This window comes from Streptomyces sp. ID05-26A, assembly GCF_033794685.1.
GTDB lineage: Bacteria > Actinomycetota > Actinomycetes > Mycobacteriales > Pseudonocardiaceae > Lentzea.
The window spans coordinates 395,193-419,112 of the sequence record NZ_JARAYZ010000002.1 but is presented as its reverse complement, the minus strand read 5'-3'; the positions used below and the strand labels follow the sequence as shown (position 1 = coordinate 419,112).

The window sequence follows — 23,920 nt, the reverse complement described above, 5'->3', positions numbered from 1 at the left end:
CTTCGGGGCATCATCGCGAAACCGCTCAGGCGAGCGAGGCCGACTCGCTAAGTTGGTGTCCGTAGTTTCGGGATGCGTGCGTGTGTCCTTCGGTCGATCAGGGGAGGGGACACATGAGTGACGCTGCCGCGCGTAGGGCTGAGCTTGAAGCGCGCAACGCCGCCATGCGGGAGAACGTCGACAACTTGATGGCTGATCTGCGTCGGCGCACGAGTGAGTTCGCCGGTGCGCAGGCCCGTGCGGCTGCCGTGACCGGGGCTGCCACCTCGCCGGACGGCCTGGTGCAGGTCCAGGTGAACCCGGCCGGGGTGCTGACGGACCTGCGGTTCGCTCCCGCCGCGTTCACCCGGTCGACGCCGGAGAAGCTGGCGCGTTCGGTGATCGAGACCGCGCAGACCGCGGCCCGGTCGGCGCGCGAGCAGGTCGAGGGCGTGCTCGCGCCGCTGCAGGGCCAGACCGACCTGTCCGAACTGGTCGAGGGCGCGCCTTCGTTCGCCGACCTGTTGCGGCCGCCTCCGCCTCCGGGCCCGCCTGTCGCCGAGGCACCGCCGCAGCGGGGCAGGCCACCGCGCGTTGACGATCCCGATGACGAAGAAGGCTTCGGCAGCGTGCTGAAGGGTCCGCGATGACCGGCTCCTTCAGGATCCAGGTCGACGAGGTCCGGGCGGGCGCCGGCGCGTTCGGAGTGGCCGCCGAGATGCTCGCCGACGCGGGCGGGACGCTCTCCAGCGCGCTGTCCGCGCAGGGCGCGTGCTGGGGTGGCGACGAGTCCGGGCAGCAGTTCTCGAAGGACTACGTGCCCGCGGCGGAAGGCACGCTGAAGGCGTTCGGCCAGCTGAGCGAGGCGATCCAGGCGATCAAGACCGCGCTGAACGAGACCGCCAACACGCATCAGGACACCGACAAGAACAGCAGCGGTGGCCTCGGCGCGCTGTAGGGGGTTGAACGGGGATCATGTCGATCACCATTCCATCGGAGATCACCTGGCTGTTCCCCATCGTCGTCGGCGAGAGCTGGCCCGAGGGCGATGAGGACAAGCTCAGGGCACTCGGCGACGCTTGGCGGGCGGCGTCCGCCGACATCGACGAGGTCATCACGCAGGCCGGCAACGCCGCCACGAAGTCGTTCGGCGCCATGGAGGGCCAGGCCGCCGACGCCTTCGGGGAGTACTGGAAGAAGTTCGTCGAGGGCGCCGACGCCTACCTGGTGAAGCTGAAGGAGTCGTGCGACGGCCTCGCCGGCTCGTGCGACAACACCGCGCTGGAGGTGGAGTACGCCAAGTACGCCATCATCGCCGCGCTGATCATGCTCGCCATCGAGATCGCGGCCCTGATCGCGGCGGCGTTCGGCACGTTCGGCACGTCCACGGCGGGCATCCCGATCGCCCAGGCTGCCACCCGCATCACCGTGCAGATGATCTTCCGCAAGCTGATCACCGCGATCCTGCGCGAGATGCTCACCGAGGTCGCCATCGACGCGGCGATCCAGGGCATCCAGATGGCCAAGGGCGACCGCAAGAGCTGGGACTGGAGCAAGACCGGCAGCGCCGCGCTCTCCGGAGCCATCTCCGGCGCGATCGGCGGCGGCCTGGACTTCGTCCCGACCAGGGCGACGGGCCTCGGCGGCAACGTCGTCGAGGGCGCCGTCCGCGGTGGCGTCGAGGGCGTGGCCTCCACCGTGGCGAACGCCGCGATCACCGGCGAGGACATCACCGCGGGCGACCTCGCGCGCAGTGGCGTCTCCGGCGGCGTCTCCGGCGGCATCGGCGGGGCGAAATCGCACTACGACACGCCAACGGCACCGAACATCGGCGACGGCCCAGGCGCCCCGCCACCGCCCCCTGGAGGTCCGCCCAGCGCGCCTCCCGTCGGACCGTCCGGCGGCCCTTCCGGTGGACCGTCGGGTGGACCTCCTGCCGGGCCTTCCGGCGGCCCCTCCGGTGAGCCTCCCGTCGGGCCATCAGGCGGACCTTCTGGAGGACCGTCCGGCGGGCCGTCGGCGCCGCCCTCGAACACTCCAGGGACGCACTCCGAGACCAGCGCCGCGGCAGCTGCTCCGCCCGCTCCGCCGGTTCCGCAAGCACCGACCCAGCAGCCCCATTCCGGCTCCCCCTCGTCCGGCGGACCCGCGCCGTTCGGCGGCGGGGCGCCCGTGGGTGGCGTTCCGTCCGGCGGCGCGCCGAGCGGGAACCCGGCAGGCGGCAGCCCGTCGGGTGGCACTTCGCGACCGGCCGGCTTCACGCCACCGAGTCCGGGCGGCTTCGGCGGTCCGGCGCCCAGCCCCGGTGCTCCGGGAAGCCACTCCTCGTCAGGCGGTCCCGGCGCGGGCGGCAGCACACCCGGATCTCACGGCGCTGGTGGGCCTGGCGGCTACGGCTCCCCCACCGGCTCCCACGCGGCGGGCAACCCCGGGAGCTTCCCCGGACACGGCGGTCAGGGCGCACCCGGTACCCCAGGCGGGACGGTCGGCGCCGGTGCGCCCGGAAGCCACGGCGCAGGCAACTTCGGAGGTCCCGGCAACCCCGGCGGACCGAGCAACCCCGGCGGTCCGGCCAGCTTCGGCGGCCCCGGCAACGCCAGTGGACCCGGCAACGCCAGCGGACCAGGCAACCCCGGCGGACCGGCCAACTTCGCTGGCCCCGGCAACCCCGGTGGGTCGGGGAACTTCGCTGGCCCTGGCAACCCCGGCGGGTCGGGGAACTTCGGCGGCCCCGGCAGTCCGAGCGGACCGGGCAATGCCGGCGCACCCGGCAACGCCAGCGGGCCAAGCACACCTGGTGGACCAGGCAACTTCGGCAGCCCCGGCAATGCCGGTGGACCAGGCAATGCCGGTGGACCGGCCAACTTCGGCGGCCCCGGCAACGCCAGCGGCCCCGGCAACGCCAGCGGGCCCGGCAACCCCGGCGGCCCAGCCAACTTCGCTGGCCCCGGTAACCCCAGCGGGCCCGGCAACTCCGGCGGCCCGGCCAACTCCGGTAACCCCGGCAACCCAGGAGGGCCCGGCAACCCTGGTGGGCCAGGGAACTTCGGCACGAGCGGACAGGGCGCCCCGGCGGGCCCTGTCCCGACCGGCGGACCGGCCGGCGGGTTCGGTGGCACACCGAACCCGGGCAACGCGCCAGGACCTCTAGGCGGTCCGGGCACAACCGGCGGAGGATTCCCGGCGAACGGTCCCGGTGCCCACCCGGCGCCGGGCGGGAACGGCCCGCAGGGCGGGCCGCCCGCGGGTACCGGTTTCGGGATGGGTGGGCCCTCTGCCACGGCGGGTGGTCCGCCGCGCCCCGACGCGGGTGCGACCTCCAGCAGCCGAGCGGATTCCCCGCCGCAGGCCTTGTGGAACACGGGGCGCCCCGACGGCGGGATGCCGCCCGCCGGAGTCCCCGATCAACGCGGTGGCGCGCCGGGCACGTCCGGCGGTCCCACTGCCTTCGGCGGCCCGAGTGCGTTCGGCGGGGCGCCTTCGGCGCCGGGGATGCCCCAGCAGGGCGGTCCGGCTCGCCAGTCTCCGCATCCCGATGCGGGTGGCCACCGTCCCGACCCACGCCCGAACCAGCTTCGGCCGGACACCACGAGGGCACCGGACGGCCAGCGGCCTGCCTGGACCCCGCCTGGCTCCACTCCGCCCGACGCGCCCGCAAGGCGCGACACCGCGGGTCTGCCGGACACCGGTCGCTCCCCCGAGCGGACGGACGGCACCTCTCGGCCCGCGCCCCCTGCCCGTCCAGACACCACCCCTCCTGCCCGTCCGGACACCGCGCCCCCTGCTCGCCCGGACTCCGCCGCTCCCACGCGCCCGGACACAGCCCCGCCCACTCGGCCGGACACCGCACCCCCTACCCGTCCAGACTCCACCGCCCCCACCCGCCCGGACACCACCCCACCCGCCGACCCCGCACCACCAACCCGGCCAACCGAAACCGCTACCAGCGAGCCTGCCCGGGATCCCGCGACCCAGCCCGACCAGCCGTCACCCGCAGAGGCAGGACCGTCCCCACTCGGACACGGCGACGTCGACCGGTCCTCACCGCCGGACCTGTCCGGAGAGGCCGGGGACGGACCCGCGCCCGACTCGGACGGGGACGGGCCCAGCCCCGACGGCGCCGATGGGCCCGCTCCTACGCCTGGGCCACGGGTCGACGAGAACGGCGTACCGCTCACCTACCTGGGGACGCGCCAAGGTGAGCACCCCTTCGCCGACATGGGCGAGTACGTGCCGATGGGTGGCGACCGCTCCAACGGCATGGGCAGCTACGACCAGCGCACCCGTGACCTCATCGGCGACCACGCTCCGTGGGGGTCGCACAGCGATCGGGACGACTTCAACCAGCACCACCGGCCGGACGGGACCTACCGGACCAACCAGTGGCCGCCGCACGGTGGCGCGGTTCCGGGGTCGCAGCGCGACGTCACCCTGCCGCCGGGGACCGTGCTCGACCGGTTCGGCGGGGAGACCGGCCGGTTCCTGTCGCCCATGGGGACCGACGGGCAGCCCTACCACTACCGCGATCGGGCGATCTTCCCGGACAACGCCGAGTCCGGGTACCACGTCTACGTCGTGGCGGACCCGGACGGGTTGCGCGGCGAACTCGCCGACGTGGCACCCGCGCTCGGACAGCCGGGTGGCGGACGCCAGTTCACGTTGCCCGAGACCGCGAGCGTCGAGCAGTTGCTCGCCAGTGGCGCGATCCGGGAGGTGCACGTCGCGCCGCCGGGCAACCCGATCCTGCCCGCGGACTTCGGCGACACCCACGGCACGCCCACACCGGACGCCCTCGCGCACACCCCGGCCGGCCCGGGCACACCCGGCCACGACACCGGCACGCCAACCGACGGCACGCCCGACCACGACACCGGCACGCCCAGCGACGCCACACCGGACACCGACCGCGACCCGAGCACGCCCGGAGACGGCGACCGGATGCCCGACCTGGACTCCGTTCCCGACGGGCTCCGGCCGCTGGCCCAGTCCAGCGGGTTCGCCACCCCGGCGGGCGCGGCGCTGTTCGACCCGTCGGACGTGCGCGCCAGGAACGCGGCGAACGCGGTCGTGCCGATCGACGGGCACTTCGTGCTCGACGTGCACAGCGACGGCCAGAGCGCCTACGTCGGCGGGCAGCGGTTGAACGGTGCGGAACTCGGCGCGCTCGCGAGGGGGCTCGGCTGGAACGGCACGGACCCCATCGTGCTCGTCGGGTGCGAGGCCGGACGGCATCCGGACGGCCTCGGCGCCGACCTGGCGCGCAGCTCGGGCGCCACGGTCATCGCTCCCACCGAGCGGGCCTGGTCCGGTCCGGGCAACACCACGCCGTACTCCACCAGCCCCGACTACGTCGACGCGAACGGACGCACGTACCCGAGGATCCCACCGGACGGCGGCTGGAACGCCTTCTCCCCCACCGGGGACATGACCCCGACCGGGTCGGGCGGGCTGCCCGTCGACCCCAGTCCGGACACCGTCACCCCTCAGGCGTCTCCGCGCGCCCAGGCGGACCCGTCGCGCGGGCTCGTCCAGTCGAGCTTCCGCCCGCCGAGTGTCGGCAACCACGACGACCCGATCGTCATCCCGGTGAACGACCGGGGTGCGGCGGACCCGGCCGCGCAGGGCCAGCCGCTGCGACCGCTGGGGACGAACGAACCGTTGATCGGCAGGCCCGGCCTCACCCCCAACACCGCGTACCGAGTGGACGGACGAGGTACCTACTACACCGACAACCGCGGCGTGATCACGCACGCCGACCTGCAGTCGCCGAACACCCGTGACGACCACAACCCCGACGTGCGGAACCCGGCGCCGAACACCACCTATCGCGTGGACGTCGACGGGGCCACGCACCAGTACCGCACCGACAGCCAAGGGTTCCCCCCGCGGTACCAGGAGTGGAGCGAGCCCTACACCGTCAACCCGAACAGCCCGGTGCAGGTGCCCGCCCCCGGCGCGCAGCCGGGGGACCCGCTCGGGCCGCTCGCCCACCGGGAAGCCTTCAGCGACCGCACGAACCTGCCGCCCAACACCAAGTTCGACGTACCGAACCGCGGCACGTTCTACACAGGACCGCCGGATGCCAACGGCTTCGGCCGGGTGGTGGCGGTCGAGGCGGCCTCGAGCCCTGGCGGCCCGAGGGACAACGCCAACCCGGACCTCAACAACTTCAACCGGAACGCCCAGTACGTCCTCGACGGCGACTACGTGATCGCGACCAACGACCACGGCCACCCGGGGGAGTCGACCGATGAGCGCACCTACGGCCCCAGCAGGCGGACAACCCGCAGCCAGTGGTCGCAGGACATCGTCGGTGACGTGGGCGGCCCGCTTTACGACGGCGGCCACATCAAGCCGAACCAGGTGACCCGGCCCACACCGGACGCCGTCGGCCAGTTCCCGCAGCTCACCACCCAGAACCAGGGACGGGGCACGCCGGACAACCGCCAAACCTGGTACGGCGCGGACATGCAGGCCGCCAGGGAGCAACGGGCCGGCGCTAGGGTTGCCTGGCACGATTTCCAAGCCGACGGCGGCCCGGTCCCCTACCAGGTGCACTCCCGCTTCGTGATGGTCGACGCCGCCGGAGCCCCGCAGATCTATCTCAGGAGATTCGACAATGTCTGATGTGGACCACGGGTCGACCGACGCCGAGCGGGGCCGTCGGTACGAGGAGCTGGTCCAGCAGATCGGGATCGCCCTGCTGGAGGCCGCACCGCAGGGGTGGGTCAGGCTCGACCTGGTGGCGACCCTGGCGTCGAGCGTTCAGGACTTCGGCCTGAGGGTGTTGCTGGACAACGGAACGGCGGCACCGATGGAGCCCCCGGCCGAGGCGGCGGACGCGTTCGTGGCGCTGCGCGAGCTCATGTACCTGCCAGGGCGGGGCGCGTGGTTCTCCGCGCGGTTCATGATGAGCCCGCCCAGCGAGTACCACATGTACTACAACTTCCAGAACGATCCGGTCTGGGACCCGCCGGTGCCCGACGAGGTGCTGCGCAAGGACCTGGAGCGTTTTCCCAGGCCGGAGGACAAGGTCCCGAACTGGGTGCGTCGCAGGCTCGGCATGCCCGACCTCCCACCGAACACGGAGCCCGCGGGCGTCGGCTCGATGCGGGACCTCGAGAGGGGTGTCGCCGACCTGCTGCTGATGCACGCCCCCACCGACTGGACCCAGCTCCGGGTCGGCTACCGCGAGGCGGGATCCTTCGTGGAGATGCTGGGCGAGGTGGAGGGCCTGGACGGCCGGTTCAGGCCGTGGAACCCGCCCGCGGCGGCGGCCGACGAGTGGGCCTCGATGCGGGCCAGGATGATCGCCCCTGGCAGGGGCACGGGCCCGTGGTCGGGCACGCAGATGATCATCGAGTTCCCGATCCGCACCTCCGCGCGCTACATCACGGAGGACCCCGGCTGGAAGACCACGCCGCCGATGCCTGCCGTCCTCGACGACCTGCGTCGCTTCCCGCGGAAGCCGGAGTACGTGCCGGACTGGATGCGGGCGATCGTGCCGGACGTCGAGCAGGTGCTGGGCGCCCGTGCGCGGTTCCGCGAGGCTCGGGTGTTCGACTTCCGCGAGCCGAACGGCCGCCCCGTGGTCAACCGCCCGCCGGTGCCCGCGGACGAGGTCGCGGGGGTGCTGCGGTATCTCAACGAGGCGCACCTCGTGCTGGGTGGCCGGGGCCACGACACCGACCTGTTCGTGCCCGACAGCGCACCGGACGTCCCCGCGGGCTTCCACACCGACGGCACCTGGCTGTGGCCCGCGTCGATCCCGCACTACCTGGCCAAGCACGGCGTGCCGCCGGAGGCCGAGCTGGTCGACCACATCCGGGCGGCGAACTTCACCCCTCCGCCGGTCGACAGCGCGACCGCGGCACTGGCGCACACCGCGCTCACCGGCGAGGTGCCCGCCGCACTCACCGGCGAGGTGCCCGTCGCACCGGCGCCGGCCGACCTGTCCGACGGCGACCGCAAGCAACTGGCGCAGATCGCCCTGGCACTGTCGGAGGCCGGGATCAACCCGAGGGCGTACAGCCTCGACGGCCCCGTGGACGAGAGCTGGTGTCTCGAGCGCGCCGGGGACGAGTGGCAGGTCGCGCAGTACGAACGCGGGCGGACCTTCGCCGCGCGCCGCTTCCCGACGCTGTTCGAGGCCGGGGCGTACCTGCTCGGCACGCTGACGATCCTGCCGGCCCGTCTGCGCGCGGGCGGCGCCGATACCAACACCGTCGCCGCCCTCAACGACTGGCCGATCCAGCCCCTGCCCGGCGAGCCGCCGCTGACCCTGTTGACGCACAAGCGGATGGCGACGCTGATGGCGGGCCGGGAGGTCCTCCGGCACGGCGGCCCCGGCGGCAACCTGGTGTTCACCCCGAACACCGCGTTCCCGGAGATGTCGTTGCGTGCCGAGCGGGAAGCAGAAGGATCACGCCGCTACCGGGTGACCCGCGACCTGCGCGTGCTGGCCGGGACGACGGTGCCGTGGCACGGCCAGCCCGGCGGGGGGCGCGGCTACCTGTTGCCGCGCTCGGTCGGCGAGCACCTCGCCGACGGCAGTCTCGCCGACATCACCGGCGGGGAGTAGTCCGTCCGAAGTGGACACACCTGCCCCGGCCGCTCAGCGGAGAGCGGCCGGGTCGGCCAGTGCGCGAGCACCGATCACCGAGTGGCGACCGTCTCGTCGAGGAAACCGCCGGACTGGTGGCGCCACAGCTTCGCGTACATCCCCTCCGCGTCGAGCAGTTCCGCGTGGGTGCCCTGTTCGACGATCCGGCCCCGGTCGAGCACGATCAGCTGATCCATCCGCACGACGGTGCTCAGCCGGTGCGCCACGACGATCGCGGTGCGGCCCTCCATGAGCCGCCACAACGCTTGTTGGACCAGTACTTCACTCTCCGAGTCCAGCGCGCTGGTCGCCTCGTCCAGCAGCAGGATCGGCGCGTCCCGCAGGATGGCGCGGGCGAGCGCGACCCGTTGCCGCTGTCCGCCGGACAGTTTGACGCCGCGTTCGCCGACCATCGTGTCGAACCCGTCGGGCAGCGCGTCCACGAACTCCGTCACGTGCGCGGCCTGCGCGGCACGGTGGATCTCGGCGTCGGTCGCGCCCGGCCGTGCGAACGCGATGTTCTCGCGCAGCGTCCGGTGGAACATGGCCGGGTCCTGCGGCACGTATCCGATCAGGCCGCGCAGGTCGGCCTGGCTCAGGCGGGCGATGTCTTGGCCACCGATGAGGACGCGGCCCCGATCGACGTCCATCAGCCGCAGGAGCAGCCGGGTGAGCGTGGTCTTGCCTCCGCCGGAGCGGCCGACGAGCCCGATCCGCATGCCCGCGGGGATGTCCAGGTCGAGGCCGTCGAACAGCGGCTCGCTCCCGCCGTGCGTGAACACGACGTTCTCGAACCGGACCTGGGAGTCCTTCACGCGCAACGGTTCCGGCTGCGACAGGTCGAGCACGGTCGGCGGATCGAGCAGCAGTTCGGTGAACTGGGCCGCCTCCGTGAGCGTGCTCTCCACCCGCCGGTAGATCTGGTTGAACTCGAACATGATCCGCGTCGCGTTGCCGAAGTAGGCGAACGTCACCACGATCGCCTCCACACCGAGCCTGTCGCTGCCCCCGATCGCGACCACGAGGCCGAGCACGTTGGCGAGCACGGACAGCGGCGCGATCACCGTGTCGATGCGCAGGTTGCTGTAGTCCCACGACCGCATCGCCAGCGTTCGCTGCCTGGCGGCACGGGTTCGGTGCTCCGCGCCCTCGCGCGGCTCGGCGGCGAACGCCCGCACCGTCTCCATGTTCGTGAGCGTGTCCGAGACGTGGCCGGACACCTGGGCGATGGCGGCCTCGCGCTGGTCGACCAGCCGCTGGCGGCGGCGGATGAGCGGCGCGACCACGAATCCCGTGACCAGGATCAGGCCGACCAGGACCGCGACGAGCACAGGGTTGTAGGTCCACAGCACGACGCAGGCGAAACCCAGCGGGATGAGATTGGCGAAGATCTTGAACGCCAGCGCGTCCACGAAGTCCTCGAAGCGGAACGCGAAGCTCAGCACCCGCTTGGTGAGCGACCCGGCGAAGTTGTCGTGGAAGAACGCCGCGTCCTTCTCCAGCAGCGCGTCCATCGCGAGGGCGGACAGGTTCTCGATGCCGCGCCCGTCCACGCGGTTGAGGCAGTGCAGACCGATGCGCCACCACAGTTCCGAGAGCAGCATGAAACCGCCGAAGGCCAGCACGTACGGCATGACGGTGCCGAGGCTCGCGCCACCACCGCCCGCCAGCTTCCCGACGAGTCCGCCCACCGCCAACGGCGCCAGGTAGAGCTGAAACGTGACGCCCAGCGCGGGCAACACAAGTGCGCCCACGGAAAGGAATCCGTGGCGCCGCAGTTCTTTTCCGTACAGCCGCAGGGCGAGCGGCACCGCGTTCTTGCGGACAGCCCTTTCCGGTACCGGCACGGCGATCCACCCCCTTCCCCGTCCTCGGCTTCTTCATGCTGCCGCAGAATGTCGGGTCGCAGCGATCGAATATCGCCGCATTCGGCGCGTTGTCCAGCCGGGGCGGAATCCCCGATCAGACGATCTCCCGCGGTGCGACCTTCGGCCAGACAGCCGCGATTCGCCGAGTACCCCTGAGACGGTGATGCGATCATCGGTGGACTGCGACGCCCCAGGGGGAAGTGCTGACATGGGTGAGACGTTCGCCGAGCGGTTGCGCGGGTACCGGATCGCGCTGGGCCTGACCCAGCAGGCGCTGGCGGAGAAGGCGCAGCTCAGCGAACAGGCGGTGGGCGCGCTGGAACGCGGTGACCGCCGGTACCCGCAGGCGGTGACGGTGGACCGGCTCGCCGGGGTGTTCGGCCTGACGGGCGCGGAACGGCAGGCGTTCGTCCAGGCCGCGTCCCGCAAGGGCAAGCCGCGAGTCTGCACGGACGCGGTGGTGCCGCGTCAACTGCCCGCCGACGTCGCGCACTTCACCGGCCGCTCGGGTCAGGCGTCCGTCGTGGCGGCGGCTCTGCGGTCACCGGCGACCGCCGCGGTGGTGGCCGTCACCGGGATGGGCGGGGTCGGGAAGACGTCGCTGGCCGTGCACGTCGGGCACCTGGTCGCCGGCGACTTCCCGGACGGGCAGTTGTACCTCGACCTGCGCGGGCACAGCGGTCGTGCGCCGGTGGCACCGCTGGAGGCGCTCGGGGTGTTCCTGAGGGCACTCGGGCTGGCGGGCACGGCGTTGCCGGCGACCGTCGACGAGGCGGCGGCGCGGTTGCGGACCGAGCTGGCGGGGCGGCGGATGCTGCTCGTGCTCGACAACGTGGCCGACGAGGAGCAGGTCGCGCCGCTGTTGCCGGGAACGGCGGGCACCGCGGCGATCGTGACGAGCCGCCAGGCGGTGCTCGTGGCGCAGGCCCGTCAGGTGCGGCTGGACGTGCTCCCGGAGGCGGACGCGATCACGTTGCTGGCGCTCACCGCCGGTGCGGAGCGGGTCCTGGCGGAACCCGGCGCGGCGGCCGAGGTCGTGCGGCGGTGCGGGTGGCTGCCGCTCGCGGTGCGGCTGGCGGGGGCTCGGCTCGCGGCACGGCCGGGGTGGTCCGCGGCGGCGTTGGCGGCGCGGCTGGCCGACGCCGGGCGGCGGCTGGACGAACTGGACGGCGTGCGGGTGTGCTTCGCGCACTCGATCGACGGGCTCGCGGGCAGCGACGATCCGGTCGATCGGGCGGCCGCGGCGGCGTACCCGGTGCTGGCGTGGCCGGACCTGCCGGACCTGTCGGTCCTGGTGGCGGCGCGGTTGCTGGACGTGGGCGAGGCCGAGGCGGAACGGGTGCTGGAACGGCTGACCGCCGCCTGCCTGCTGGAGGCCCCGGCGCCGGGCCGGTACCGGATGCACGACCTCCTGCGGGTGTACGGGGCGGGCATGGCCGGGCCAGGGCGGGAGGTCGCACTGGCCAGGGTGCTGCGGCTCTACAACGCGGTGGCGTGGCGCGGGCTCGCCCTGGCCAACCGCGGTTCACCACGGCTGAAGATGGCGGCGGACGTAGGCGACGCGCCCGACCTGCCTGACCCGTGGGCGTGGCTCGAGACCGAACGCGCGCACGTCGTCGCGGCGGTGGCCCAGGCCGGGAGCGGCCCGGTCCCCCTGCTGGCGGTGGGCCTGTTCGAGTTCTACCGGACCCGCGGGCTCTGGCGGGACTGGCAGCTGGTGTGCGAGAAGGCGCTCAGCCACCCCGCCGACGACCTGGTGCGCGCCTACCTTCTCTGCGACCTGGGCGTGGCACGGGCCGAGCTCGCCCACCGCGGCGCTGGTGACCACCGCACAGCACAGGAGCACATCCGCACGGGTCTCGCGTTGTTCGAGGAGCACGGCGACGGCCACGCGACGGCCAGGGCGTTGAACAACGCCTGCTACGTGTTCCGGCTCGGCGGTGCCGTCGAGGAGGCGATCGAGTTCGGCGAACGTGCCCTCGCCCTGCAAGAGGAACTGGGCGATCGCGGCTGGACGCACGGCCTCACCCTCGTGAACCTCGCCGAGTTGCGCGGGCTGGCGGGCGACCGCGAGGCCCGGCACCGGCACCTCACCGAGGCGCTCGCGGTGCTGGAACCGCTGGACGACGCCCACGGCCTGGCCTACGCGCTCGTGGTGCTGGGCCTCGCCCAACGCGCCGAAGGCCACCTGGAGGAAGCAGCCGGGACGCTGACCCGCAGTGCCGCGCAATGGCGGCGGATCGCGGACGCGCCAGGCGAGGCGAACACGCTGACCGACCTGGGCGACACCCTGCTGCGGGCGGGGCGGCCGGAGGCCGCGCGCGAGGCGCTGATCCGGGCAGGGGCGTTGATGGCCAGGATCGGCGACCCCAAGGGAAAGCGGCGTGTCGCCGATCTGCTGTCCGAAGTACCGGAACGAACTGTGTAGGCGATTCGTAGAGCTTGTCGCTGGGCTGATCGGACGCACGTCGCCACAGTTGCGGGTGCTGGCCGATCGACAAGTGGGGGCCCTGTGATCGCACGTTCATCCGCGCTGCGCAAAGGAATCGTCCTCGCCGCACTCGTAGCGCTGTTGATGACATCGGTCGAGGTGGTGTTCCCGCGGACCACGCCGGCGGCACCTTCGGCACCACAGAACCCGCGGGTCGCTTCCAGGCCCGACGTCCCGGCGACGCCGACGATCGTCAACGCCACCGCGTACGCCGCGCCCGGTGGTCCGACCTACCTCTACACGGCGAACCGGCGCAACTGGGTGTCGGCGAAGGGCACCGACCCCGACGGCAACACAGTCCGCCACCACTTCGAGTTCCACACCTCCACCGCCGGCACCGCCGCGACGCTGAAGGCGACCTGCACGAGCGCGGCCCACGCGTCGGGCACGCAGGCGGGGTGCCGGCCCACCGCGGACCTGCCGGACAACACCGCGATCGCCGTCCGGGCCAGGACCAGCGACGGCACCCTGAACTCGGCGTGGTCCGCGTGGTCGCTGTTCCGCGTCGGGGCCGCGACTCCGGCGGCGCCGACCATCACCTGCCCGTACGCCAACGGTTCGTGGCACGACACCCCGCCGCCGGCGAACTTCACGTGCACGATCACCGCGCCCGGCAACGGGTTCAGCGCCCCCGGCTACGTCAGGGTGACCGTGGACGGCCGGCCGAGCGCGACGAACTTCACCGGCGGCGCCCCCGGCCAGCTCAAGATCGTGCCCTCCACCGACCCGGACGTCGGCAAGGCGACCATCACCGTGCCGAACTCGCAGGGCCTGCACACGATCAGGGCCCAGGCCGAGACTCCGGCGGGCACGCTGTCGGAAGCGGCGGACCACGGGTCCGGGTACGGCGGCAGCACGCTGACCAGTCCCGCCGCGTCGCCCCGGACGACCACGACGGGCGGCGTGCGGATCTCCGCCTCCGGTCCGCCCCGCGGCGGCTCCACACCGCTGACCGCGACGGTGCGCTGGCGTTCGGCCGGCTACGGCGGTACCAGCGAGACCACCGGCTGGAACACGGCGACCAGCGCGCCGCTGACGGTGACGGACAACGGCGCCGCGGGCGTCACCGCGTCGGGCAGCTGGAACGCGGCGGCCGAGACCCGGGACGGCCTGCTCGACGCCGACCCGGGCACCGCCGGAATCCAGCCGACCCCGCTGGACGAGCGCCTTCCGGTGCTGATGGACGTCCAGGTGTGCTTCACGTACTCGGTGTCGACCCGGTGCACGTGGTCGCAGTCCAAGACCAAGGTGCTGCGGGTGCCGCACGCGTTCGGCGACGGGTTCCCGACCGCCGAGGCGGGACCGGGGCAGGTGGCGCTGTGGACGGGCGAGTTCCACACCGAGGCCGCGGACATCTCCGTGCCCGGTCATCTGGGTGACCTGACGCTGTCCCGTTCGCACTCCACGTTCGCCGGAGCCACCGATGCCGTCAGCGGTGTCTTCGGCCCTGGCTGGATCGCGCAGTTCGACGGCGCGGACGCGGGTGTCGCGGGCATGCGGGTCGTCGACCACACCCGGCTCGACGGGACGATCGTGTTGATCGACGGTGAAGGTTCCGCGCTGGTCCACTCCTCCCCCACCGGCACGCGGCGCACGGGCGTGAACCTCGACGCGGGCACCTGGCCGGCGGCCGACGAGGAGACGTCGACCGACGCGGGCAAGCTGACCGTGACGGGCACCGGCACGGCGACGACCATCGCCCACACCGACGACGAAGGCACGATCACGACCTTCACCGCGGCGTCGGCGCCGACCGCCACCGCGGCGGGGAGGTTCCGGCCCAGCGCCATCTCCGAGGCGGGCGTCGCGAGCAGCACGACTTACGACTACGACCCCGTGACCGGGCGGGTGACGAGGATCCTCGCTCCCGCCGCGCCCGGCGTCACCTGCGTCGGCGGGCAGGGCCGCTACACCGGCGCGGTGGGCTGCCGTTCACTGCGCTTCGACTACGGCACAACGGGTTCCGCCGACGGGCGGCTCGTCGGGGCGTGGTTCGACGTCTACCGCCCGGACAGGCCCGGTGGTGCCGGCATGGACTCGATCAAGGTCATGGCCTACACCTACGACAGCGCGGGCCGGCTCGCGACCGCGACCGATCAGCGCAACAACCTCGGCACCACCTACGGCTACGACTCGGCGAACCGGGTCACGTCGGTGCGGCCGGCGGGAAAGGTGCCGTTCCAGTTCGGCTACGTCACGGCACCACAGGTCAAGCTCGCCGGCGTGCAGCGCGACCGTCCCGAGGGCGGTACGGCGACGCTGGCGTCGTTCGTCTACGACGTACCGGTCACCGGCGCGGGCCTGCCCGACCTGTCCGGCGGGTTCGTCGCGAAGTGGAACCAGGCCTCCGCGCCGCAAAAGGGGTTCGCCGTCTTCGGCCCGGACCACCCGGTGGCCGCCACGACGCCCTCGGGCATCACGGCCGGCGACTGGAAACACGCAGACCTGCGGTACACCGACGACCGGGGCCGCACGGTCAACACCGCGAAGTACGGTTCCGGTGCGTGGCGGCACACGGCCGTGGACTACGACGCCCAGGGCAACGAGGTGCGTGCGCTCGACGCGCGGGCGTTGCGGCTGGTGGTCGACGAGCGGCTGCCGGCGGGCGCGACAACCGACCAGCTGGCCACGATCACCGTCCACAACACGGAGATCAAGAACGGTGACGCCGTGGTGACCCCGGCGGGCACCCTGATCACAGACGTCTTCGGCCCGGCGCGCACCACGACGACGCGGGACGGCTCGCAGGCGTGGCTGCGCACCCACACCGCGACCCGGTACGACCAGAACGCGCCGAACAACGGGATCAACCCGGCCTCGACGCTGCCGTACCGGCTGCCGACCACCGACACGGTGTCGGCGCACGACCCCGGTACCGCGACCGACGTCGAACTCGTGTCCCGCACGTTCAAGTCCTACGCCCCGCTCGTCGCCGGTGACGCGGACGGCTGGGCGCTGGGCACTCCCGTGTCCGTGACCACGGACGTGGACCTCGACGGGGCGCCGTCGCCGGGTGACGACGTGGCCGTCACCCGTTTCGACTCCGAGGGCCGTGCCGTCGAGCACCGGCAGCCTGCCTCGAACGGCGCCGGTACCAGGAGGACGGTCCACTACACGGTCGCCGCCAGCGCCGCACACCCCGAGTGCGGCGGGAATCCGCAATGGGCGGGCCTGGTGTGCAGGACCTACCCGGCCTCGGGCCCGGCGACCACCACGACGGCGTACGACTACCTGCTCGCGGCCACGACCGTCGTGGAGACCTCGGGCCCGGTCACCCGCACGAAGACCACGAACCACCACCCGGACGGCCGGATCGCGTGGACCGAGACCACGGTGACGGGCCCGGCGGGCTCCACGCCGGGCACGAAGAGGGAGTACGAGTACGACCCGGACACCGGTGAGCTGACGAAGGTGACGGCGCGCAGGCCGGACGGTTCGGTCGCGGGCACGGTCAACGTCAGCACCTACCCGCTGGACCCGATCACCAGGTCCGACACGACCGCCCGTTCTGGCGGCACTGCCGAGCTGACGAGGCCGGCTCCGGGAGGGCCGGCGCGATGCCGGCCCTCCCGGACCATTCGAGTTCCCAATGGCCGGACCGCCTTCCGCGGCGCCTTGCTTGATCCCTCCCGCCCCAGTTGTTAACGTCCACATCCGCTTGTGGCACAGGTCACACGCCGACCGTGCCCACGGCCTGCCTCGTCACCGTGGCGACCGTCAACGATGTTGGTCCGCGCGAGGAGCCGGGATGCGATCGTCGAAGTTCGTGCTGCCTGTGGTTCTGCTGCTGGCGACGGCGTGCGGCGTGCCCGCCGCGGGGCAGCAGGACAAGCCGGCCGAGAGCGCGCTCGTGGGCGTCACCATGCCGACGACGAAGTCGCAGCGCTGGATCAGCGACGGCGAGAACATCAAGCGCGACCTCGAGGCCCGGGGCCACCGGGTCGACCTGCAGTACGCCGAGAACGACGTGCCCAACCAGGTGAGGCAGGTCCAGAGCCAGATCGCCGCCGGCGCGAAGCTCCTGATCATCGCCTCGGTGGACGGCTCGGCCCTCACCCAGCCGCTGCTGATGGCCGCGGAGGCCGGGATTCCGGTGATCGCCTACGACCGGCTGCTGCGCGGCAGCCCGAACGTCGACTACTACGCGACGTTCGAGAACTTCCGCGTCGGCGTCTACCAGGCCGAGTCGCTGCTGACCGGACTGGGGCTGCGCAACGCCGACGGCAGCCCCGGCCCCGCACCCGGTCCGTTCAACGTCGAGCTGTTCGCGGGATCGGCGGACGACAACAACTCGGTGTTCTTCTTCAACGGCGCCATGTCCGTCCTCAGGCCCTACATCGACCAGAAGAAGCTGGTGGTGCGCAGCGGCCAGACGGAGTTCCAGGCCGTGACGACCCTGCGATGGGACGGCGAGACCGCCCGCAAGCGCATGGAGGAGATCCTCACGACGGCGTACCGCCGCATCAAGGTGAACGGCGTGCTTTCGCCCTACGACGGCATTTCGCTCGGCATCCTCGCCGCGCTGAAGAACAACGGCTACGGCCCCGCCTTCCCGATCGTGACGGGTCAGGACGCCGAACTCGGCTCCGTGAAGTCCATCATCGTGGGCGAGCAGTACTCGACGATCTACAAGGACACCCGCGAACTGGCGAGGGCCACGGCGTCGATGGCCGAAGCCGTGCTGAAGGGCCGGACACCGCCGCAACTCAACAACCTCAACGACTACGAGAACGGCGTCAAGATCGTTCCGGCGTTCCTGCTGAACCCCGTGAGCGTCGACAAGTCCAACTACCACAAGGTTCTCGTCGAGTCCGGGTACTACACCGACGACGAGCTCCGCTGAACGTCGTCACCACCGCAGGGCGTCGAGCCGGTCGGTCAGCACCGGCGAGAACGTGCCGTCGGCGGTGGTCATCGCGTGCCCCACGCCGGGCAGGACCACACGATGACCCATCACGGAGGCGAGCTGGTCGGTGGTGTGGCACGGCACCTGGGGGTCCAGCTCGCCGCAGGTCAGCAGCACGGGCATCGGCCGCAGCCGGCGTGCGACGTCCGGCGGGAAGACGGCGTCCACGGACGTGACGAACCGGCGGCTCGGCCCCGCCAGCGCCTGGAAGAGCGCGGCGAGCGCCGGCGGCATGGCCGTGGTGTCGACCGGGCGGCCGCCGCGCAGGTCGGACACGGCGACGTCGATCGCACGGTCCACCGCCTGTCCCTCCTCTGTGGACATACCGCCTGACTCGACCAGTTGCCCGGTCTGGTCGTGCAGTTGCATGGCCAGCACGTCCAGCATCCGCAACGCCAGCGGCTGCAACAGGATCAGCGCGGCGGCACGCCGATCGCGAGGGGCGTCCGCGGCGAGCACCAGCGCCGTCATCGCTCCTTCGCTGTGCCCGGCGAGCGCCACCCGGTGCGGCGCGACCTCCGCACGGCCTCGCAGGTGGTCACGAGCGGCGGCGGCCTGCCGGACGAACGCGGGGTGGTCGAGCTCCTGAGGGCGCTGCGCCCACTCCCCCAGCCCGGTGCGGCCGGTCCCGTACTTGTCGAACCGAAGGGTCACCACGCGATCGCGCGCCAGCACGCGGGCGAGATCGCGGATGGTGTTCGGGGTGAAGGCCGGAGGCTGGTTGCCATCACGGTCGGCAGGCCCGCTACCGGGCAGCAGGAGGGCCGCGGGCAACCGTTCCCCACGGCGGTGTGCGGGCACGTGCAGCGTGCCGTGAGTGGTCGTGCCCTCGACGACGAACGACACCTCCTCGTCCCGTGCCGGTGTCCAGACCCCGTTGTCGTGGCCGAACTTCGCCGCCGGGGCGGCGACAGCAACCATGGGCGGCGACGCGACACCGGCGCCCGCCGCGGAGACCGCCGTCGCCAGCGCCACCGCGATCCTGACGATCACCGCCTCGTCGCCTTCTCGACCATGGCCACCACGGCGCGCGGGTCGTCGACCTCGACCACCAGCCGGGTGTAGGTCTCGTCGGCCAACTCCACGACCACGGCCTTCTGCGCGTCACGCACCGCCCAGAAGACCTTCTCGCCCTCGTGGTGGAACGTGCCCGCGGTGATCACCTTGGGCACGTGCGTGCCCGGTGCCCGGAGTCCCTTCGGCTCACCCAGGATCCCCGGATCCACCGTGGCTCCGCGCACGTTCGCCAAAGGAATGGTCAACTTGCTCTTCAGGGCCCACAGCTTGTCCAGCCCCTCCATCTCCACCACCAGGTCCTGGCCTTGCACACTGACCACTGCCATGTCAGATCCCCTCACCAGGCGCCGTTTCCGGCGCGTCGTCTTCGGTCGGGACGCGGTGGCGCTCGACAGCGGGCCGTCCGCGCAGCCACCGGCCCAGCAGGGCCTCCGTGACTCCCGGATCACCCGTCGCCTCGTCGAGTTCGGCGAAGACCGCCGACACGAGTTCGGCGACCTCCGAGTCGTCCGGCGCCCGGTCCATCGCGGCGAGCAGCAGCAGGTCCCACGTCATGGCGACCTCCGACCGCGCTACGCGAGCCAGGTGCGGACGTACGTCCCGGTCGACGTGCCGGCGCAACGCCGCCAGGTATAGCCCGCGTTTGCTGCCGAACACGCCGTAGAGGCTGTTGCGATGGACTCCGACCCACTTCACGAGGTCGTCGATCGAGACACCGTCGTAGGTGCGGCGGGCGAACAACTCCGCGGCCGCCTCCACGACCTCGTCCACGTCGAAAGACCTTCGTCGTCCCATGTGACGACCCTAGTGTTTTCAGGAACGATCAGTCAAGAACGAACGTTCCTGAATCTTGCCCGACCGGATTTCGGCGCGCTGGAACTCGCGGGAACTGAACGGGGCTCGCATCCGACTACTGCTCCAACCCCGCATTCCGTCCCCCGCAGAGGTGCCCTCGATGTCCGCTCCCCCGCTCGAGCTCGAACGAACAGACGAGACACCCCGCACCGGCCAGATCTCGGTCGTGCCGCTGCTGCGCCGGCTGCACTTCTACGCCGGCGTCCTCATCGGACCGTTCCTGGTCGTGGCGGCCGTGACCGGCATGCTCTACGCGTTCGCGCCCCAGATCGACGACGTCCTCTACAGCGACGAGCTGCGGGTCGACCCCGCCGGCACGGCACGTCCCGTCTCCGAGCAGGTGGCGGCGGCGCAGGCTTCCCTGCCCGAGGGCACCGTGACCGCGGTGCAGCTCTTCGACGACCCCGGGGCGACGACCCGCGTCGTGTTCGCGGCTCCCGGCCTGGCCGAGGAGTACAGCAAGACCGTCTACGTCAACCCGTACACCGCCGAGGTGAAGGGCGAGCTGACCACGTGGGCGGGCTCGACGCCGGCCGTCACGTGGCTCGACCAGTTCCACCGCGACCTCCAGCTCGGCGCGGTCGGCAACCTGTACTCGGAGCTCGCCGCCAGTTGGCTGTGGGTGCTCGCGCTCGTCGGCCTGGTGCTGTGGGTCCAGCGCCGCCGCACCGCCAAGCGGCGCGTGCGCGCCCTGCTGGTGCCGGAGAAGGGCGCCAAAGGCGTGCGCAAGAGCCGCTCCTGGCACGCGAGCCTCGGCATGTGGGCCCTGATCGGTGCGCTGTTCCTCTCGGCCACCGGCCTGACCTGGTCCAACTACGCCGGTGAGAACTTCGGCGCCGTGCTGACGGCCCTCAACGCCAAGGCGCCCGCTCTCGACACCGCGCTGCCCGGCTCAACGCCCGCCGGGACCGCACCGGCCGCGCACTCGGAGCACACCGGAACCGCGGGCACCGGCGAGCCCGTCGACGCCAGGACCTTCGACAGGGTGCTCGCCGCCGGCCGCGGAGCGGGCCTCGACGGACCCGTCGAACTCTCCCCCGCCGCCACACCGGGATCCGCCTGGTCCGTCGGGCAGACCGACCAGCTCTGGCCCATCCGCCAGGACAAGGCCGCCGTCGACCCCGCCACCGGCACCGTCACGGCCCGCGCGAACTTCGACGACCACCCGTTCCTCGCGAAACTGTCCACCGTGGGCATCCTGGCGCACATGGGCCTGTTGTTCGGCCTGGCGAACCAGATCGCGCTCCTCCTGCTGGCCGCCACCATCCTGACGCTGATCTTCTTCGGGTACCGGATGTGGTGGCAGCGCCGCCCCACCCGCGCCGACCGCAAGGCGTCGTTCGGCACGGCACCGAAGCGCGGTGGATGGCAGCAGCTGCCGTTGTGGTTCGTCATCCCGGCGCCGCTCGTGCTGATCGCGGCCGGCATCGCCATGCCGCTGCTCGGCATCAGCCTCGTGGCGTTCCTGGTCCTGGACGGGATCATCGGAGTGGCGCGGTCCCGCAAGCAGGAACGCACACCGGCCGCTGCGGAGAACTGAGGTCCAGGAGCAGCAGAGGAATGCGGGCGTCGCTCGAGGCGACGCCCGCCCTCAAGGGCAAGCCGCCGATCGTGCGGGGTGGGTCAGCAGGTGACGTTGACGGTCGCGCTCGCCTGGAACGAGACGTGCACGTGGTCCATGTGGTTGGCCGTGGGGCTGCCGCGGTCCTCCATGGGCGTGTAGCCGCTGCCGTCGTTGTAGCGCTGGCGCCAGATCACGTAGGTGACGCCGAACGCCTTGCGGTTGGCCAGCACGTAGTCGGCCACGGCGTTGCCGGTGGCGGTGTCGACCATGAAGTCCAGCGCGAGGCCGGTGGGGTGGTCGCCGGATCCGCCGCGGCCGGTCGCGCCGCCGATGTCGTCGACGCCGAACTTGCCCGCGATGTGGTGGCCCACCTGCGCCGCGTGCGGCTTCACGCCGTCCAGGGTGGTCGGACAGGGCGGTGGCGGGGGCGGCGGTGGTGGCGGTGGGGGAGGCGGTGGCGGGGTGGTCGTGGGGACCGTGGACACCGGAGGCGGCGAGGACGGCGGCGCGGTGGTCGACGACGACGGCGTGGCCGACGACGGGTCCTGACTGGCGGAGGTCGACGGGGCGACCAGTTGTGCGGCCGCGCCGGTGGGATCGACCTGCTGGTCGGAACTGCGGACGACCCAGAAGGTCGCGACCAGGCCCACGGTCAGGGTGGCGGCCACCGCGATGGGCAGCTTCCGGCTGGCTGTCTGCTGGGTTCTATGTCGGCCCGACATTCGGGAACACCTTGCGTTGGGGACGGGGCATGCTCACACGGGCGGCCACATTACGAAATGAACACGACAACGTCACAGGCGAGTGTTCATGGTCACATCCCTGCTGGTGAGCGAGTCACTACAGAAGGTGACTGCCCACTAGTCCGTCCAGGTCACCGTCCCGCCGTCACCGAGGTCGATCGGGGACGAATATTCGGACAATCGGCCCGAACGACCACGATCACGCCGCGGTCCTGCCGCTCCGCCGTGCCGGCCGAGCGCCGTCCCGGGGAGAGCGCGGGGCACGGCGCGAGATCCGGGCCGGGGCCCGGCGCGGGGCTACGCTTCGCGGGTGGAGTCTGCCGACCGAGACGCGGGGATCGACCTCGCCGAACTGCTCGCGGCGTTCTCGCTGGCCACCGACCTCGGGCTGGGTCAGCCGATGGAGCACGTGCTCCGGTCGTGGCGGATCGCGGAACGGCTCGCGAGGCACATGGACGTGCCCGAGGACCAGCGGCGCTCCCTGTTCCACGTCTCGATGCTGGCCTGGGTCGGCTGCGTCGCCGACTCCCCCGAGGTGGCCGCGTCGTTCGGCGACGACATCGCGTTCCGCGCGGACAGCTACACGACCGACCTCGCCGGGCTGGCCGGCATGGGCTTCTTCCTGCGGCGAGCCGGGCGCGGCGGGCCGATGTGGCACAGGCTGCGGGTGGCGACGACGATGCTGCGGACCGGCGGCCAGAACGTCGTGCGGGGTATGCAGTCGCACTGCGTCACGACCTCGACGCTGGCGGAGCGGCTCGGGCTCGGTCAGGACGTCGTGACGGCGCTGCGGCAGTTCTTCACCCGCTGGGACGGGCGCGGGGTGCCGAACGGGGTGGGCGGCCCGGACATCGCGCCGGCCGTGCGCCTGCTGCACCTGGCCGACGTCGTCGAGGTCCGGTACCGGACCGGCGGGATCGAGGACGCTCTCGAGGTCGCCAAGGCACGGCGTGGCCGCCAGTTCGCGCCCGACGTGGTGGACGCGTTCGTCGCGCACGCGCACGAGGTGCTGGCCGAGGCGGACGCCGGGATCGACCCGCTGCCGGCGGATCCGCGGCAGCGCCGGCCCCTGACGGAGCGCGAGCTGGACGCGGCACTGGAGGCGTTCGCCGACTTCACCGACCTGCGCTGCGCCTCGCGGGCCGGGCACTCCCGTGGTGTCGCGGAGCTCGCCGCCGCGGCCGCCGAGTCGATGGGGCTCCCCGCGAGGGACGTCGTCGCCACCCGGCGCGCGGGACTCCTGCACGACATCGGCCTGCACGGCGTCCCGGTGACGGTCCTGGACCGGCCGGGACCGCTGTCGGCCACCGACCGGGAACGCGTGCGGCTCAGTTCGTACTACACCGAGCGGGTCCTGGCCCGGCCGGCGGCGCTCGCCCGGCTGGGCTCCATCGCGGCGACGGCCCACGAGCGCATGGACGGCAGCGGCTACCACCGCGGCCTGTCCGGGGCGTCCGTGCCGATGACCGGGCGGCTGCTGGCCGCGGCGTGCGCCTACCGGGCGATGCTCGAGCCCCGAGCACACCGGGCGGCCCTGAGCACCAAGCAGGCCGTCGACGTGATCCGGGACGCCATCAGGGGCGGCGCGCTCGACGGCGACGCCGCCGAGGCCGTTCTCGCCGCCGCGGGCAACGGCAGCAGGCGGCGCGTGACGGGTCCGGCCGGGCTCACGCCGCGCGAGGTCGAGGTGCTGGTCCTGATCTCCCGCGGCGCGCGGACCGGTGAGGTCGCGGACCGGCTGAACATCTCGCGCAAGACGGCGGGCACGCACATCGAGCGGATCTACACCAAGACCGGGGCGTCGTCCCGTGCGACCGCGACGTTGTTCGCGCTGCGCAACGGCCTGCTCGACCCGCTCGATCTGTAGGGAGAACGCCCGACGACACGGCCCCGGC

14 protein-coding genes are annotated in these 23,920 nt (G+C 72.4%); 9 read left to right on the top strand and 5 right to left on the bottom strand.

Features of this window, described 5'->3' with window-relative positions; translation table 11 throughout:
- Positions 1-113 precede the first annotated feature (113 nt).
- From PV646_RS17630 to PV646_RS17615, 4 genes are read left to right on the top strand one after another with little or no spacing between them, the layout of a single operon-like run.
- Entirely contained in the window at positions 114-629 is a 516-nt protein-coding gene (locus PV646_RS17630; RefSeq protein ID WP_500343123.1) for a YbaB/EbfC family nucleoid-associated protein, read from the top strand.
- On the top strand, positions 626-937 hold the full coding sequence (locus PV646_RS17625; RefSeq protein ID WP_500343121.1) for a hypothetical protein: 312 nt from the start codon (positions 626-628) through the stop codon (positions 935-937). Before PV646_RS17630 ends, PV646_RS17625 begins: the two co-directional genes overlap by 4 nt.
- Before the next feature lie 17 nt (positions 938-954).
- Positions 955-6,606, top strand: coding sequence for a WXG100-like domain-containing protein (locus PV646_RS17620; RefSeq protein ID WP_500343119.1), 5,652 nt, complete (start codon positions 955-957; stop codon positions 6,604-6,606).
- Entirely contained in the window at positions 6,599-8,560 is a 1,962-nt protein-coding gene (locus PV646_RS17615) for a TNT domain-containing protein (protein WP_500343116.1), read from the top strand. Before PV646_RS17620 ends, PV646_RS17615 begins: the two co-directional genes overlap by 8 nt.
- Before the next feature lie 74 nt (positions 8,561-8,634).
- On the opposite strand, the gene PV646_RS17610 is transcribed toward PV646_RS17615, so the two are convergent.
- Positions 8,635-10,428: an ABC transporter ATP-binding protein gene (locus PV646_RS17610; RefSeq protein WP_500343114.1), complete on the bottom strand. Its 1,794-nt coding sequence runs from the start codon at positions 10,426-10,428 to the stop codon at positions 8,635-8,637.
- 229 nt (positions 10,429-10,657) lie between these two features.
- Between PV646_RS17610 and PV646_RS17605 the strand changes: the two genes are divergently transcribed.
- The 3 genes from PV646_RS17605 to chvE all read left to right on the top strand — a co-directional run bounded on the left by PV646_RS17605 (position 10,658) and on the right by chvE (position 17,783).
- Positions 10,658-12,877, top strand: coding sequence for an ATP-binding protein (locus tag PV646_RS17605; RefSeq protein WP_500343112.1), 2,220 nt, complete (start codon positions 10,658-10,660; stop codon positions 12,875-12,877).
- A gap of 84 nt (positions 12,878-12,961) precedes the next feature.
- Positions 12,962-16,585 (top strand): DUF6531 domain-containing protein, encoded by a 3,624-nt coding sequence (locus PV646_RS17600; protein ID WP_500343110.1) that lies wholly within the window; start codon positions 12,962-12,964, stop codon positions 16,583-16,585.
- 103 nt (positions 16,586-16,688) lie between these two features.
- Positions 16,689-17,783 carry a multiple monosaccharide ABC transporter substrate-binding protein gene (gene chvE / locus PV646_RS17595; RefSeq protein WP_500343108.1) on the top strand — a complete coding sequence of 365 codons (1,095 nt, stop codon included), beginning with the start codon at positions 16,689-16,691 and terminating at the stop codon, positions 17,781-17,783.
- A 6-nt stretch (positions 17,784-17,789) separates the two neighbouring features.
- Here the strand turns inward: chvE and PV646_RS17590 are convergent, their stop codons facing one another.
- From PV646_RS17590 to PV646_RS17580, 3 genes are read right to left on the bottom strand one after another with little or no spacing between them, the layout of a single operon-like run.
- The gene (locus PV646_RS17590) at positions 17,790-18,839 is read right to left on the bottom strand and encodes an alpha/beta hydrolase family protein (protein WP_500343106.1); all 1,050 of its coding nucleotides are present in this window, start codon (positions 18,837-18,839) and stop codon (positions 17,790-17,792) included.
- Positions 18,836-19,189: a hypothetical protein gene (locus tag PV646_RS17585; RefSeq protein WP_500343104.1), complete on the bottom strand. Its 354-nt coding sequence runs from the start codon at positions 19,187-19,189 to the stop codon at positions 18,836-18,838. Before PV646_RS17585 ends, PV646_RS17590 begins: the two co-directional genes overlap by 4 nt.
- Before the next feature lies 1 nt (position 19,190).
- Positions 19,191-19,658, bottom strand: a complete 468-nt coding sequence (locus tag PV646_RS17580; protein ID WP_500343101.1) for a TetR/AcrR family transcriptional regulator — start codon at positions 19,656-19,658, stop codon at positions 19,191-19,193.
- A gap of 160 nt (positions 19,659-19,818) precedes the next feature.
- Between PV646_RS17580 and PV646_RS17575 the strand changes: the two genes are divergently transcribed.
- Positions 19,819-21,258 carry a PepSY-associated TM helix domain-containing protein gene (locus PV646_RS17575; RefSeq protein ID WP_500343099.1) on the top strand — a complete coding sequence of 480 codons (1,440 nt, stop codon included), beginning with the start codon at positions 19,819-19,821 and terminating at the stop codon, positions 21,256-21,258.
- Between the two features lie 83 nt (positions 21,259-21,341).
- Here PV646_RS17575 and PV646_RS17570 read toward each other — a convergent pair whose 3' ends face one another.
- Complete coding sequence (locus PV646_RS17570; RefSeq protein WP_500343097.1) at positions 21,342-22,004, bottom strand: VldE C-terminal domain-containing protein; 663 nt, start codon at positions 22,002-22,004, stop codon at positions 21,342-21,344.
- Between the two features lie 331 nt (positions 22,005-22,335).
- Between PV646_RS17570 and PV646_RS17565 the strand changes: the two genes are divergently transcribed.
- Positions 22,336-23,892 carry an HD domain-containing phosphohydrolase gene (locus PV646_RS17565; protein ID WP_500343095.1) on the top strand — a complete coding sequence of 519 codons (1,557 nt, stop codon included), beginning with the start codon at positions 22,336-22,338 and terminating at the stop codon, positions 23,890-23,892.
- Positions 23,893-23,920: the final 28 nt, after the last annotated feature.